Below are 12,553 nucleotides of genomic sequence, written 5' to 3'. Positions count from 1 at the left end.
CGGTCAGTTCATAGTTTTCGACGAAATGATGGCCTTTGGCCGCTTTTTTATTGACCCACGAATGCGCTCAAGTATTCTGCCCCGCCGTCGATTAAATGATGGGTTTTAGGCCTTTTTGTGCCTTATATCGGCCGTTTGTGGCCTTGGAGAGTTGCATGGTATCCCCTCGTTCACGAATTGCCTGGCAATTAGCCACAGCATTGGCCTGTGTTTTAGTTGTGTTGATCAGTGCCAGTACGCTGTTCGCACTGCGCTCCCTTGGCCAAGCCAGTCTGGCCACTCGCGAGGAGCACCTTGGTAGTGAGGCGCGTCTGCTGGCAGACCAATTGAGCACTTTCCACAGCAGCCTGCGGGAGAGCACCCAGCGTCTGGCTGGCTTGTTCGAGCGGCGCTTCAGCGGCGGCTTGGTGCTGCAGGGCGGCGATCGGGTCGCTGTGGCGGGTATGCAGACGCCAGTGCTGTCCTTGGGGGCGGCTCCGCTAAACAACAATTTCGCCGAGGTTGATGAGTTCCATCAGCTGACCGCCGGGGTTGCCACGGTCTTCGTACGCGATGGCAACGAATTCGTACGTATCAGCACCTCGCTGACCAAGCCGGATGGCACGCGCGCGATCGGTACCGTGCTGGATCACAAGCATCCTGCTTATCAGCTTCTGCTGAGTGGCAAAGGTTATGTCGGGCGCGCGTTGTTGTTCGAGCGCTTCTATATGACGCAGTACACGCCGGTTCTCGATGGCAGCGGGCAGGTTATTGCGGTGTTGTTCGTTGGCTTCGATTACACCGATGCACAAAATGCCCAGTTTGCTGACCTCAAACGTTTTCGCATCGGCTCTACCGGCTCTCTGGCTCTGCTTGATGATCAGAATCAGTGGCTGGTGCCGCCGGCTGGGGCGCGGCAGCCAGAGCAGGTTGCTAGCAGCATCCGCGCAGTGCTGGCTGACCCGGGTAAGGGGGCTTTCTGGAGTGATGGTGGCGAAGAGTTTTTCAGTGTTGCCATGCCGTTCTCGGGCGGCCCATGGTTGGTAGTGGCTAGCATGCCGAAGGAGGAGATCCAGGCGGTGACTTGGCGTGTAGGCAGCCAACTGGCAATCGGCAGCTTGGTGACGTTGTTGCTGGCTGTTAGCGCGGTTATCTGGCTGCTACGGCGCAAGCTGCGCCCGTTAGGTGACCTTGTGGCGCAGGCGCAGGCCCTTGGCTCAGGTGACCTCAGTGCGCGATTGAATATCACCAGCAACGATGAAATTGCCGAGCTGGCGCGTAACTTCAACCAGATGGGTGAGGCGCTATCGAGCATGGTTGCGCGGATTCGCAGTGCCGCGCAAAACGTCAGTAGTCGCGCTCAGGCGTTGTCCGGATTAGCCAGTGGTGCTTACGAAGGTATCGAGCAACAGTCTGGCGAAATCAGCAGCATGGCCGGCGCCGTCGAGGAGTTCAGCGCTACCTCGCTGAATATCGCCGACAACATGCGTAACACCGAGCGCTTAGCCAGTGAAAATGCGCAGCAAACGCGCATTGGCCGTTCTTCCATGAACGAAGCCTCTGGCGCGCTAGAGCAGATCGCTAAATCGCTCAATGGCACCGCTGAAGTGATCAATACGCTGGGGCAGCGCTCCCAGGAAATCGGCGGGATTGTCAGCGTAATTACCTCTATTGCTGATCAGACCAACCTGTTGGCGCTGAATGCGGCCATTGAGGCGGCTCGCGCTGGTGAGCAGGGGCGCGGCTTTGCTGTGGTGGCCGATGAGGTGCGTAATCTGGCCGGCCGCACACGTGAGGCGACCAATGAAATCTCGACCATGATTGCCAGCATTCAAGGCGAGACCACTAGCGCTATCACCACCATGGAGCAAGGCAAGGTGTTGATGGAGGACGGCCTGCAGCGTAATGCCAAAGTGGCCGATGCCTTGGCGCAAATTGATGAGCAGAGCAATGCCGCGGGCGAGCAGTTTGCCGCAATCACCACGGCCACCAGCGAACAGAGCAGCACGGCTACATTGCTGAGCAGCAACCTGCAGAGTATCGCTCTGGCCAACAGCGAGCAGCGCGAAGTTGTCGCCAACCTGGCCCAGACGGCGCGAGAGTTGGATCAGTTGGCCAACGACCTGCGTCAGGAAGTTGGTCGCTTCCAGTAGGTTTTCCTGTAGGCGTAGTCACTAGCAGAAAGCCCAGCCGCCATAAGTGGTTGGGCTTTTTTTCTGCCCGTTGTTTGGTCCTGTATGCCTGTGTCTCGATGTGTAGGGCTGCGTAAAAAATATTGGACTGTCGTGGCCTGGGTATATCAATAAATATCTTTTATAACAGTGTCTTATATAAGTTTGTTGGTCTGGATTGATTAGGCTAGCGGCCTTTTCGCTTAATATCCCCTTTGAATTGTTTGACATATTTTACGGCTTTGGCAGACTGCCTACAGTGTTTCGCCTGTCGTGTAGGCTTTATGGCGGGCGAACCAGCGGTAAAACAGGAGGGTTTGACGGCCGTCAGTCTTCCTGCCCATAACGGCAGGCCCATGCCTGCCCCAAGGTGATGTATGTCCAACAACAATACGAAACAGCGCCCCGGCGCGCGTAAACCGGTTGTCCTGATGTCCATGGGCGCTCAAGAGCGCAAAGGGCATGCCTATCAAGTCATGACCCACAAATACATAACCCCTCTGGTTGAACTGTCTGGTTGTGTGCCGCTGTTGGCCCCCAGCTGCTGCGGCGCTGATGACATCGACCAGTACCTGTCGATGGTTGACGGTGTTTACCTGACCGGTGCCGGCAGCAATATCGATCCGGCGCTATATGGCCAAGAAAATCTGACCCCCAGTAAAGGCCAGGATCCGCAGCGCGATCTGTTTGATATTCCGCTGATCCGTGCAGCGCTGGCGCGTGGTCTACCGCTATTCGCCATTTGCCGTGGCATGCAGGAAATTAACGTAGCGCTGGGTGGCACCATCCACCAGAAGGCTTATGCAGTGCCAGGCATGAACGACCATCGCGAAGACAGCAGCGCGCCAGTGGATGTGCAATATGCTGACAGTCACACTGTGCGAGCGCTGCCTGGTAGCTGGTTTGCCGAGCTGATGGGCGAGGCTGAATTTCCGGTTAACTCGCTGCACGGTCAAGCGCTGGATCAGTTGGGTGAGGGCGTTGCCGCGCTGGCCCATGCGCCGGACGGTTTGGTTGAGGCGATTCACCTGCCGGCCGCCGAGCAGTTCACCTTGGCGGTGCAATGGCACCCGGAGTGGCATGCTGCAGAGAATCCGCACTCGGTGAAGATCTTCAAGGCTTTTGGCGATGCCTGCCGCGAGCGCGTATCGCAACGCGATTAGCCGCCAGCATCACCCATGAAAAAGCCCCGCATGCGGGGCTTTTTCATATCTGTCACTCAGGCACCACTAGTGCTGGGCCTGTATTGCAACGCTTCGCCTAGGTGGCCGCGACTGATGTGTGCGGTGCTATCGAGGTCGGCCAATGTGCGTGCGACCTTCAACACCCGGTGTGCTGCGCGCAGGCTCAGGCCCAGCCGCTCGCAGGCGTTTTCCAGCCAGAGGCGGTCTTCGTGCTGTAAGTCGCAGTGCTGTTGCACGCCGTTGAGGTCTAAATGGGCATTGGCGCAACCTTGGCGATCCAGTTGCTGCTGGCGTGCCTTGATCACTTGAGCGGCCAGTTCTGCGGTGCTCGGGCCTTGTTCAGTGTTGGGATTCAACCGAGTGGTTTCTCGCGGTACGCTGAGGTGCAGGTCGATGCGGTCGAGCAGTGGGCCGGAGAGTTTGCTGCGGTAGCGCTGGATCTGCTCGCTACTGCAGCGGCAGCGCCCGGACGGATCGCCCAAGTGCCCGCAGGGACATGGGTTCATCGCTGCCACCAATTGAAAACGCGCCGGGAAGCGCACTTTGTCGCGGGCGCGGGCGATCACGATATGCCCGCTTTCCAAGGGCTCACGTAAAACTTCCAAGACTTTTCTGTCAAATTCAGGCAGCTCGTCTAAAAACAGCACACCCTGGTGTGCCAGCGTAATTTCGCCAGGTTGCGGGCGACTGCCGCCACCGACCAGTGCCGGGCCGGAAGCACTATGGTGCGGTGTACGAAATGGTCTCTGTGGCCAGGCGCTCAGCGGGGTGTGGCTGGCGACTGAGTGAATGGCCGCCACTTCCAGCGCTTCCTGTTCATTTAACGGTGGTAGCAAGCCTGGTAAGCGGCTGGCCAGCAGCGTTTTGCCGGTGCCGGGTGGGCCTGTGAAGAGTAGGTTATGCGAGCCAGCTGCCGCTACCAGCAAGGCGCGTTTGGCGGCAATCTGTCCTTGTACTTCGGCTAGGTCCGGGTAGGGCTGCACCTGACGCAGTAAGCCCTGCGCTTGGTAGGGCGCGATTGGGGTTTGGCCATTCAGGTGGGCGGCGACTTCCAGTAGGTGCTCGACGGCAATCACCACCAGCCCTGATGCCAGGCTGGCTTCCTCGGCATTGGCCTTGGGCACCAGCAAGGTGCGGCCTGCGGCGCGGGCGGCAAGAGCGGCGGGCAAGACGCCTTGGACTGGACGTACAGCACCGGACAGTGCCAATTCGCCAAGGCATTCCAGCTCCTCCAATGCGGCTGCCGGTACCTGGCCGCTGGCTGCCAGAATGCCCAGGGCAATAGCCAGGTCGAAGCGGCCACCATCTTTAGGTAAGTCAGCCGGGGCTAGATTCAAGGTGATGCGCCGGGGCGGAAAATCGAAGGCGCAGTTGAGGATGGCGCTGCGTACGCGGTCCTTACTTTCCTTGACGGCGGTTTCCGGGAGGCCGACCAGGGCCAGAGAGGGTAGGCCGTTGGCCAAGTGAGCTTCAACGGTGACGGCTGGTGCTTCAACCCCCACCTGGGCGCGGCTGTGGACTATGGCCAGGGACATCGATCACTCCTTGATCGGCTGATGCATGCGCAGTGAGTGGCTACTCGTTGGCGGCTAAGGCATCTGCGCTGCGGGCTTCCATTTCGGCAACCTTGGCCTCGAGGGCTTCAAGGCGAGCGCGGGTGCGTGCCAGTACGACCATCTGGCTGTCGAATTCGTCCCGGCTAACCAGGTCGAGTTTGCTGAAGGCGCTTTGTAGTAACACTTTGAACTGGGCTTCAAACTCGCCGCGCGGCAAGGGCGCATCGCCATTAAATAGACGCGAGGCGTGAGTGGTCAGGGCATCTAGCAGGACTTTAGGTGGCAGCATGGTGAGGTTCCGTTTGCAGATGGCGGCAGTGTAGCACGCGCCTTTATTGGGCTTTGTGGGGCGACTGTCGCAGGGGAGCACCATCTGCGCACGGTTTTCGCGCGCCGTCCGCCAGGCTTGTGCACTGTTATTGTGCGTGGCGCGTAGGTGGTTATCCGGCAGATAGTCGCTTTTACCGGGTAAATGCATGAAATAAATCATTTTTTACCAATCTGGCAAGCTTTCTGCTTTGTCTCCTGTGACGCATGCACCGATGCAGTTCCGGTGCGTTAGGCGAAGCGGGAAGTGCTTCGTCAGGAGCGGTTGGTGAGTATCGCTGTCGCTGGGTTAGGGCAACGATGCATTACAAAAGCCAGACACTGCGCTTAGACTTGGTCCGGGTTCGCAATTCCTGGGGCAAGTCCACCTACACGGGAGAGAGTTACATGAAGCTAGTCACTGCCATCATCAAGCCGTTCAAGCTGGACGACGTCCGTGAGTCACTGTCGGAGATCGGCGTGCAGGGCATCACTGTTACTGAAGTCAAAGGCTTCGGTCGTCAGAAGGGCCACACCGAGCTGTACCGCGGTGCTGAATACGTAGTCGATTTTTTGCCAAAAGTGAAAATCGACGTGGCTATCGCTGACGATCAACTCGATCGCGTGATCGAGGCCATTACCAAAGCTGCCAATACCGGCAAGATCGGTGACGGCAAGATTTTCGTTGTAAACCTGGAACAGGCTATCCGCATCCGTACCGGCGAAACCGGCACCGACGCAGTTTAAGCCTCCGAACCCCCACGCCCCAGGAGTTAAACCATGACTCTGCGAAAAATCGCAGGGCTAGGAGCCCTTTTGTCCCTCGTTACGCCAGGCCTGGCCATGGCTGACGAGGCTGTGTTGAACAGCGGTGACACAGCATGGATGCTGACAGCCACTGCGCTGGTGCTGTTCATGACTATCCCTGGTCTTGCACTGTTTTACGCTGGCATGGTGCGTTCGAAGAACGTCCTGTCGGTGATGATGCAGTGCTTTGCCATCACGTGCGTCATGAGCATCGTCTGGTTTGTTTATGGTTACAGCCTGGCCTTCGACACCACAGGAATGGAGGCTGGTGTAACCAACTTCAATTCCTTTGTCGGTGGTTTGGATAATCTGTTCCTTAGCAAGCTGACGAAGGAAGCACTAACAAGTGCGTTCCCGGAAAGTATCTTCATTACTTTCCAGATGACCTTCGCCATCATCACGCCTGCTTTGATCGTCGGTGCTTTCGCAGAGCGCATGAAGTTCTCCGCCATGCTGATCTTTATGGTGGTTTGGTTCACCCTGGTTTATGCGCCAATCGCCCACATGGTATGGGGCGGTGATGGTGCGTTGCTGTGGGATTGGGGCGTGCTCGACTTCGCTGGTGGCACTGTTGTGCACATCAATGCCGGTGTTGCTGGCCTGGTGGCTTGCATCGTGTTGGGCAAGCGCAAGGGTTACCCAACCTCTGCAATGGCTCCGCACAACCTCGGCTATACCCTGATCGGTGCAGCCATGCTTTGGGTCGGCTGGTTCGGCTTCAATGCGGGTTCGGCGATTGCTGCTGACGGCACTGCGGGCATGGCCATGCTGGTCACCCAGATTGCTACTGCCGCCGCTGCATTGAGCTGGATGTTTGCCGAGTGGATTACTCACGGTAAGCCGAGCGCTCTGGGCATTGCCTCTGGTGTGGTCGCCGGTTTGGTGGCGATTACTCCAGCTGCCGGCACAGTCGGTCCAGTCGGTGCATTGGTTATCGGTCTGGCAGCGGGCGTGATCTGCTTCTTCTGCGCCACTAGCTTGAAACGCAAGCTGGGTTACGACGACTCCCTGGATGTATTCGGCGTGCACGGTGTCGGTGGCATCGTCGGTGCACTGCTGACCGGTATTTTCGCGGCACCAGCCTTCGGTGGTTTCGGTGAGGTGGAGAACGTGGCCCTGCAACTGTGGATTCAGTTCAAGGGCGTGGCCTTTACCGTCGTCTACACCGCCATCGTTACCTTCGTAATCCTGAAGGTGCTGGATGTGGTGATGGGGCTGCGGGTCAGCGAAGAAGCCGAGTCGGTCGGTCTGGATCTTTCCGAGCACAACGAGCGCGGCTACAACCTGTAAGCACACGGAGTGCGCCCGGAGCCAACCCGGGCGCCTTAACCGAACAGCGCTAAAGCGCGACGGCAAGAGGTGATCTATGGACAACACAGCATTGACTGCATTGCAGTACGGTTTTGATACGTTTTACTTTCTGATTTGCGGCGCGCTGGTGATGTGGATGGCGGCAGGTTTCGCCATGCTCGAATCCGGCCTGGTGCGCGCCAAGAACACCACTGAAATTCTCACCAAGAACATCGCGCTGTATGCGGTTGCTAGCGTCATGTACCTGGTGATCGGCTATCACATCATGTACTCCAGCCCAGAAGGCGGCATCCTGCCAAGCCTGGGCTTCCTGCTGGGCGACGAACACAGTGTTGAGTCGGTTCTGGCGGGTGGTGACGATGCACCTTACTACGCTGCGCGTTCGGACTTCTTCTTCCAGGTGGTGTTTGCCGCTACCTGTATGTCGATTGTTTCCGGTGCTGTGGCTGAGCGTATGAAGCTGTTTGCCTTCCTGGCTTTCGCCGTGGTCATGACGGGTTTCATCTACCCGGTACAAGGCTTCTGGAAGTGGGGTTCAGGCTTCCTCAACGCCGCTGGCTTCCTTGACTTCGCCGGTTCTGGCGTGGTGCACATGGCTGGCGCGACCGCTGCTCTGGCAGGTGTACTGCTGTTGGGTGCACGTAAGGGCAAATACGGCGCTAATGGCCAAGTCAACGCCATTCCGGGTGCCAACCTGCCGATGGCAGCGCTGGGTACCTTCATCCTGTGGATGGGCTGGTTTGGTTTCAACGGTGGTTCGCAGTTGAAGATGAGCACCATCGAAGATGCTAACGCCGTAGCCAACGTGTTCGTTAACACCAACATGGCCGCTGCCGGTGGCTTGATTGCTGCGCTGATTGTGGCGCGCATCCTGTTTGGCAAGGCTGACCTGACCATGGCCCTTAACGGTGCTCTGGCTGGCTTGGTGGCGATTACCGCTGAACCGCTGACTCCAACTGCCCTGCAAGCGACCTTGATCGGTGGTGTGGGTGGTGTGCTGGTGGTGTTCTCGATCCTGGCGTTGGACAAGCTCAAGCTCGACGATCCAGTTGGTGCCATCTCTGTTCACGGTGTGGTCGGTATCTGGGGTCTGCTGGCGGTCTGCTTGACCAACAGCGATGCCACTCTGGGCGCGCAGTTGCTGGGTATTGGCTCGATCTTCGCCTGGGTCTTCGTTTGCAGCCTGATCGTCTGGTCTGTCATCAAGCTGGTCATGGGGCTGCGTGTCAGCGAGGAAGAAGAGTACGAAGGTGTGGATATCGCCGAGTGCGGTATGGAAGCCTACCCGGAATTCACCAAGCGCTGAATTTCTTGGGGTTGAACAAGGGCGCCTTTTGGCGCCCTTTGTTTTTTCTGCATAAGCAGTAGTGCTGGACCTGTTGTGATGAAGCGGCAAGAGCCCCTAGAATGCGCGCCGTTGGGCGCAGATCGCGGATGCGCGGCGCGCAGCTTGAGTAAAACTACTGATTTTTTCCGGCAACGTTAGAAAGTTGACGTAGCTGGGCTATAACTACTCTGCTTTTCGCAAGTCATGAGGTTGGAACATGAGCGACGAAGATCTGGAACACGACGAATTAGACGGCGCTGAAGAAGACGACGGCGAGGAACTGGCTGCTGCCGATGATGGCGATAGCAGTGATGATGGCGATGGTGACGACGAAGTTGTACCTGCCAGCAAGAGCAAGAAGGTCAAGGCTGCGGTTGATGTAGAAGATCTGCCGAGCGTTGAAGCCAAGCAGAAAGAGCGTGATGCCCTGGCGCGCGCCATGGAAGAGTTCCTCTCCCGTGGCGGCAAGGTGCAGGAGGTCGAAGACAACGTGGTTGCCGACCCACCCAAGAAGCCTGATAGCAAATATGGCAGTCGTCCTATCTAGGCGTTTGCCATAAAACAAAAAGCCCGCAGGCCAAAAGCTTGCGGGCTTTTTGTTTTTCAGGCGTAAGGGTGGCAGGGCATAGATGGGGCTCGAAAAGCGCTCAGAGCATTTAGCCGGAGCCGCCCTATGATGCTCAGCCTAGGCCCAGCTGTGTAGCAGTGCTGGTAGCTCCGCGAGGCTGCGGATTTGCGCGTCAGGTTGGTTATCGGCAGCCCAATCCTTGCCCTGTGGGTTGAACCAGATTGCGCGTAAGCCAGCAGCCTGTGCGCCGGCAATGTCATCGCTGGGGTGGTCACCAATGTGCACCGCGTGTTCAGCGGCAATGCCTGCGCGTTTTAGGGCTTCGGTAAAAGGTTTTGGGTCGGGTTTGCCGATGCCCAATTCCTCGGCACACAGGGCAAATTGGAAGTAGTCGGCCAGGCCCAGACGACGTATATCGGCATTGCCGTTGGTGATCACCCCGAGTTGGAAGCGGTTGGCTAACGCCTCAAGCGTTGGATGGACCTCGGCGAACAGCTCAACTTGATGGCGCGCCGCGAGAAACACCTGAAAACCTGCCTCGGCCAGCATCTCGGCATCCGTATGCGAATAACCGGCGTTTTCCAGCGCATGAAACAGGATGCGCCGACGCAGCTCGCTGAGCCGGTGCTTGAGCAGCGGTTCGGCTTGCAGCAAGGCGGCGCGAATCGACCAGAGGTGTTCCACCGGCACAGCGCCGAGCTTTGGTGCATGCAGGGCCAGCCAGTTGCGCAGCGCGGCTTCGGCGTCCTGCATCACGGGGGTGACATCCCACAGGGTGTCATCGAGGTCGAAGGTGATCAGCTGAATGCTCATTCGGCGTTGCCTTTGCGTTTAGCCCTAGGGTGAGCCTGGTCGTAGACCGTGGCCAGGTGTTGGAAATCCAGGTGGGTGTAAACCTGCGTGGTGGCGATATCGGCGTGGCCGAGCAGCTCTTGCACGGCGCGTAGATCTTGCGACGACTCCAGCATATGGCTGGCGAAGCTGTGCCGTAGCATGTGCGGGTGCAGGTGCTGGCCCAGCTCGCGTACGCCTGCTTGGCGCACCCGCAGCTGTACCGCGCGTGGACCGATCCGGCGGCCTTGCTGGCTGATAAACACCGCGCCATCGGCCGGCTTGGCCAGGGCGCGCAACGGCAGCCACTGTTCCATGGCCTGGCGTGCCATGCGGCCGATGGGTAGCTCGCGGGTTTTGTTGCCTTTACCGGTGACGCGCACCAGGCCGGCAGGTAGGTCGAGGCCATCGAGATTCAGGCTGACCAGCTCTGACAGGCGCAGGCCTGATGAATAGAACAGCTCAAGCATGGCCTGATCGCGCAGGGCGATAAAGTCGTCCTCCAGCGCGCCGTCGAGCAGTTGTGCGGTGCGGTCGGCATCCAGGGTTTTTGGCAGGCGGCGTTCACCTTTGGGCGGCATCAGGCCGCTGGCCGGATCGCTTTGGCAGTGGCCTTCGCGGATCAGGTAGCGGTACAGGCCGCGGGTTGCCGACAGCAAGCGTGCCAGGCTGCGACTGGAATTGCCCTGCATATGCAGGCGGCCGACCAGGCGGCGCAGGCGCGGGGTGTCGAGCGCGCGCCAGTGTTCGAGTTGTTCGCTCTGGCAAAACGTCAGCAGCTTGGCCAAGTCATGGCCATAACCGCTGAGAGTGTGGGAGGAGAGCTGGCGCTCGCTGCGCAGGTGTTCGAGGTAGGCGTCCAAGAGGTCTTGCATGGAAGCTCCCTACGTGTGACCGATGCAATGACTGGGATACCGTCGGTGCGGTGCAATAGCCATGTCACGCGGACTTGATGGCTATCGTGTTGTGCAACCCATTCTGGGTTTCAGCGTACCGAGCGCAGTGGTGTGGCAAAGCCGGGTACGACGCGGGCCAGCACTTCGGCGATGTAACCGAGGAATAGCGTACCCAGCGAGCTTTTGTAATGTTGCGGGTCGGCGCTGCCGATGGCCAGCACACCATGCAGGCCCTGATGACTGATGCTGACGACTGCTGCAGAGCCGACTTGCGCGCCGTCTTCACTGCCGAACAGAAACCCCAGCTCATGCTCGCGCAGCACGCCGCAGATGGTCTTGCCGCTGGTTAGCAGGCCGCCGATGGTTTGATGCGCTTCAGCGCTGCTGACCGACTTGCCTACCGGCAAAGGCGCGTCGCTGAACAGGATCAGGCTGACGAAGGGCACCTGAAACTCACTGCGCAAGCTGTCTTCAACGCAGCTGACCACTTCCTCCAGGCTGCTGGCATCGAGCAGATCAAGCACCAGGCGGCGGGTCTTGTCGAACAGGCGGTCGTTGTCGCGGGCCACGTCCATCAGTTGCGAGAGGCGGTGGCGCATTTCGATATTGCGTTCGCGCAGCAGTTTCACCTGGCGTTCGACCAGTGACACGGTGTCGCCGCGTTGATGCGGAATACGCAGCTCGGGTATCAGTTCGTCGTGATCGATAAAGAACTCCGGGTGCAGGCGCAGATACGCGGCAACTGTCTCCGAGTCCAATGGCTTGGGTGAATCCGGCTTATCGGTCATAGGCGAACCTGTCCTTCGTACACACGTACAGCGGGGCCAGTCATCATAACGGGCTGGCCTGGGCCTGCCCACTCGATGCTCAGCCTGCCGCCGGGCAATTCGATTTGTACCGGTGAGTCCATCCAGCCCTGACTGATTGCCGCTACTGCCGCCGCGCAAGCGCCGGTGCCGCAGGCCTGGGTTTCTCCTGCGCCACGTTCCCACACGCGTAGTTTCGCGCGCTGGCGGTCGACTACCTGCAGGAAGCCAACATTGACTCGCTGCGGGAAGCGCGGGTGGTGTTCGAGTTGTGGGCCAAGGCTGTGCACCGGGGCGCTATCGACACTGTCGACGCGCAGCACCGCGTGCGGGTTGCCCATCGACACGGCGGCCAGCTCGACCTGCTGATCATTCACCGCAACCTGGTAGCTCAGTGCTTGCTGTTCGGCCTGGAACGGGATCTGCTCCGGCACCAGGCGCGGTGCGCCCATGTTGACGCTGATCTGCCCGTCGGATCGCACGTCCAGCTCGATGATGCCGCCCTTGGTCTCCACGCGGATCTGCTTTTTCACCGTCAGGCGCTTGTCCAGCACAAAGCGCGCAAAGCAGCGTGCGCCATTGCCGCATTGCTCCACTTCCGAGCCATCGGCATTGAAGATGCGGTAGCGAAAGTCGACATCCGGGTTGCTCGGCGGTTCGACTAGCAGCAGTTGGTCGAAGCCCACGCCAGTGTGGCGGTCGCCCCACTGCTTGGCGTTCTTCGGCTGGATATGCGCGTGCTGGCTGACCAGGTCGAGGACCATAAAGTCGTTGCCGAGGCCGTGCATCTTGGTAAAGCGCAATAGCATGA

12 protein-coding genes and 1 pseudogene are annotated in these 12,553 nt (G+C 59.0%); 7 read left to right on the top strand and 6 right to left on the bottom strand.

Annotation, left to right across the window (positions count from 1 at the left end; genetic code table 11):
• Positions 1–95: 95 nt before the first annotated feature.
• The 3 genes and pseudogenes from VCA57_RS06190 to VCA57_RS06180 form a co-directional block, all read left to right on the top strand.
• Positions 96–1,277: pseudogene (locus tag VCA57_RS06190) on the top strand (Cache 3/Cache 2 fusion domain-containing protein); the annotation flags it as partial.
• Positions 1,272–2,132, top strand: a complete 861-nt coding sequence (locus tag VCA57_RS06185; RefSeq protein WP_411184159.1) for a methyl-accepting chemotaxis protein — start codon at positions 1,272–1,274, stop codon at positions 2,130–2,132. The pseudogene VCA57_RS06190 and the gene VCA57_RS06185, both read left to right, overlap by 6 nt.
• Positions 2,133–2,527: 395 nt before the next feature.
• On the top strand, positions 2,528–3,313 hold the full coding sequence (locus VCA57_RS06180; protein ID WP_411184088.1) for a gamma-glutamyl-gamma-aminobutyrate hydrolase family protein: 786 nt from the start codon (positions 2,528–2,530) through the stop codon (positions 3,311–3,313).
• 56 nt (positions 3,314–3,369) lie between these two features.
• Here VCA57_RS06180 and VCA57_RS06175 read toward each other — a convergent pair whose 3' ends face one another.
• Both VCA57_RS06175 and VCA57_RS06170 read right to left on the bottom strand, forming a co-directional pair.
• Positions 3,370–4,869 carry a YifB family Mg chelatase-like AAA ATPase gene (locus VCA57_RS06175; RefSeq protein WP_411184087.1) on the bottom strand — a complete coding sequence of 500 codons (1,500 nt, stop codon included), beginning with the start codon at positions 4,867–4,869 and terminating at the stop codon, positions 3,370–3,372.
• 40 nt (positions 4,870–4,909) lie between these two features.
• On the bottom strand, positions 4,910–5,179 hold the full coding sequence (locus VCA57_RS06170) for an accessory factor UbiK family protein (RefSeq protein WP_411184086.1): 270 nt from the start codon (positions 5,177–5,179) through the stop codon (positions 4,910–4,912).
• A 425-nt stretch (positions 5,180–5,604) separates the two neighbouring features.
• Here VCA57_RS06170 and glnK point away from each other — a divergent pair, with 425 nt between their 5' ends.
• The 4 genes from glnK to sutA all read left to right on the top strand — a co-directional run bounded on the left by glnK (position 5,605) and on the right by sutA (position 9,188).
• Positions 5,605–5,943, top strand: a complete 339-nt coding sequence (gene glnK, locus VCA57_RS06165; protein ID WP_021700071.1) for a P-II family nitrogen regulator — start codon at positions 5,605–5,607, stop codon at positions 5,941–5,943.
• A 33-nt stretch (positions 5,944–5,976) separates the two neighbouring features.
• Positions 5,977–7,293: an ammonium transporter gene (locus VCA57_RS06160; protein WP_411184085.1), complete on the top strand. Its 1,317-nt coding sequence runs from the start codon at positions 5,977–5,979 to the stop codon at positions 7,291–7,293.
• A gap of 76 nt (positions 7,294–7,369) precedes the next feature.
• Positions 7,370–8,620, top strand: coding sequence for an ammonium transporter (locus VCA57_RS06155; protein WP_411184084.1), 1,251 nt, complete (start codon positions 7,370–7,372; stop codon positions 8,618–8,620).
• A 238-nt stretch (positions 8,621–8,858) separates the two neighbouring features.
• Entirely contained in the window at positions 8,859–9,188 is a 330-nt protein-coding gene (gene sutA, locus VCA57_RS06150) for a transcriptional regulator SutA (RefSeq protein WP_411184083.1), read from the top strand.
• A gap of 138 nt (positions 9,189–9,326) precedes the next feature.
• Here the strand turns inward: sutA and VCA57_RS06145 are convergent, their stop codons facing one another.
• The 4 genes from VCA57_RS06145 to dapF all read right to left on the bottom strand — a co-directional run bounded on the left by VCA57_RS06145 (position 9,327) and on the right by dapF (position 12,551).
• The gene (locus tag VCA57_RS06145; protein WP_411184082.1) at positions 9,327–10,022 is read right to left on the bottom strand and encodes an HAD family hydrolase; all 696 of its coding nucleotides are present in this window, start codon (positions 10,020–10,022) and stop codon (positions 9,327–9,329) included.
• Entirely contained in the window at positions 10,019–10,915 is an 897-nt protein-coding gene (gene xerC, locus VCA57_RS06140) for a tyrosine recombinase XerC (RefSeq protein ID WP_411184081.1), read from the bottom strand. The genes VCA57_RS06145 and xerC overlap by 4 nt, the downstream gene beginning before the upstream one ends.
• Before the next feature lie 110 nt (positions 10,916–11,025).
• Positions 11,026–11,724 (bottom strand): DUF484 family protein, encoded by a 699-nt coding sequence (locus VCA57_RS06135; protein ID WP_411184080.1) that lies wholly within the window; start codon positions 11,722–11,724, stop codon positions 11,026–11,028.
• Positions 11,721–12,551 (bottom strand): diaminopimelate epimerase, encoded by an 831-nt coding sequence (gene dapF / locus VCA57_RS06130; RefSeq protein WP_411184079.1) that lies wholly within the window; start codon positions 12,549–12,551, stop codon positions 11,721–11,723. The genes VCA57_RS06135 and dapF overlap by 4 nt, the downstream gene beginning before the upstream one ends.
• Positions 12,552–12,553 lie beyond the last annotated feature (2 nt).

The sequence above is a fragment of the Pseudomonas sp. genome (assembly GCF_046581935.1).
In the GTDB taxonomy this organism is placed as follows: domain Bacteria; phylum Pseudomonadota; class Gammaproteobacteria; order Pseudomonadales; family Pseudomonadaceae; genus Aquipseudomonas.
The sequence above is the reverse complement of the archived record's forward strand: the minus strand, read 5'-3'. Positions and strand labels throughout refer to the sequence as shown.

Bases quoted from the DNA above. Each gene is read 5' to 3' on its own strand.
- VCA57_RS06180 (WP_411184088.1), top strand. From the start codon at position 2,528: ATGTCCAACAACAATACGAAACAGCGCCCCGGCGCGCGTAAACCGGTT.
- VCA57_RS06145 (WP_411184082.1), bottom strand. From the start codon at position 10,022: ATGAGCATTCAGCTGATCACCTTCGACCTCGATGACACCCTGTGGGAT.
- VCA57_RS06155 (WP_411184084.1), top strand. From the start codon at position 7,370: ATGGACAACACAGCATTGACTGCATTGCAGTACGGTTTTGATACGTTT.
- VCA57_RS06170 (WP_411184086.1), bottom strand. From the start codon at position 5,179: ATGCTGCCACCTAAAGTCCTGCTAGATGCCCTGACCACTCACGCCTCG.
- VCA57_RS06160 (WP_411184085.1), top strand. From the start codon at position 5,977: ATGACTCTGCGAAAAATCGCAGGGCTAGGAGCCCTTTTGTCCCTCGTT.
- VCA57_RS06185 (WP_411184159.1), top strand. From the start codon at position 1,272: ATGGGTGAGGCGCTATCGAGCATGGTTGCGCGGATTCGCAGTGCCGCG.
- glnK (WP_021700071.1), top strand. From the start codon at position 5,605: ATGAAGCTAGTCACTGCCATCATCAAGCCGTTCAAGCTGGACGACGTC.
- sutA (WP_411184083.1), top strand. From the start codon at position 8,859: ATGAGCGACGAAGATCTGGAACACGACGAATTAGACGGCGCTGAAGAA.
- VCA57_RS06135 (WP_411184080.1), bottom strand. From the start codon at position 11,724: ATGACCGATAAGCCGGATTCACCCAAGCCATTGGACTCGGAGACAGTT.
- VCA57_RS06175 (WP_411184087.1), bottom strand. From the start codon at position 4,869: ATGTCCCTGGCCATAGTCCACAGCCGCGCCCAGGTGGGGGTTGAAGCA.
- dapF (WP_411184079.1), bottom strand. From the start codon at position 12,551: ATGCTATTGCGCTTTACCAAGATGCACGGCCTCGGCAACGACTTTATG.
- xerC (WP_411184081.1), bottom strand. From the start codon at position 10,915: ATGCAAGACCTCTTGGACGCCTACCTCGAACACCTGCGCAGCGAGCGC.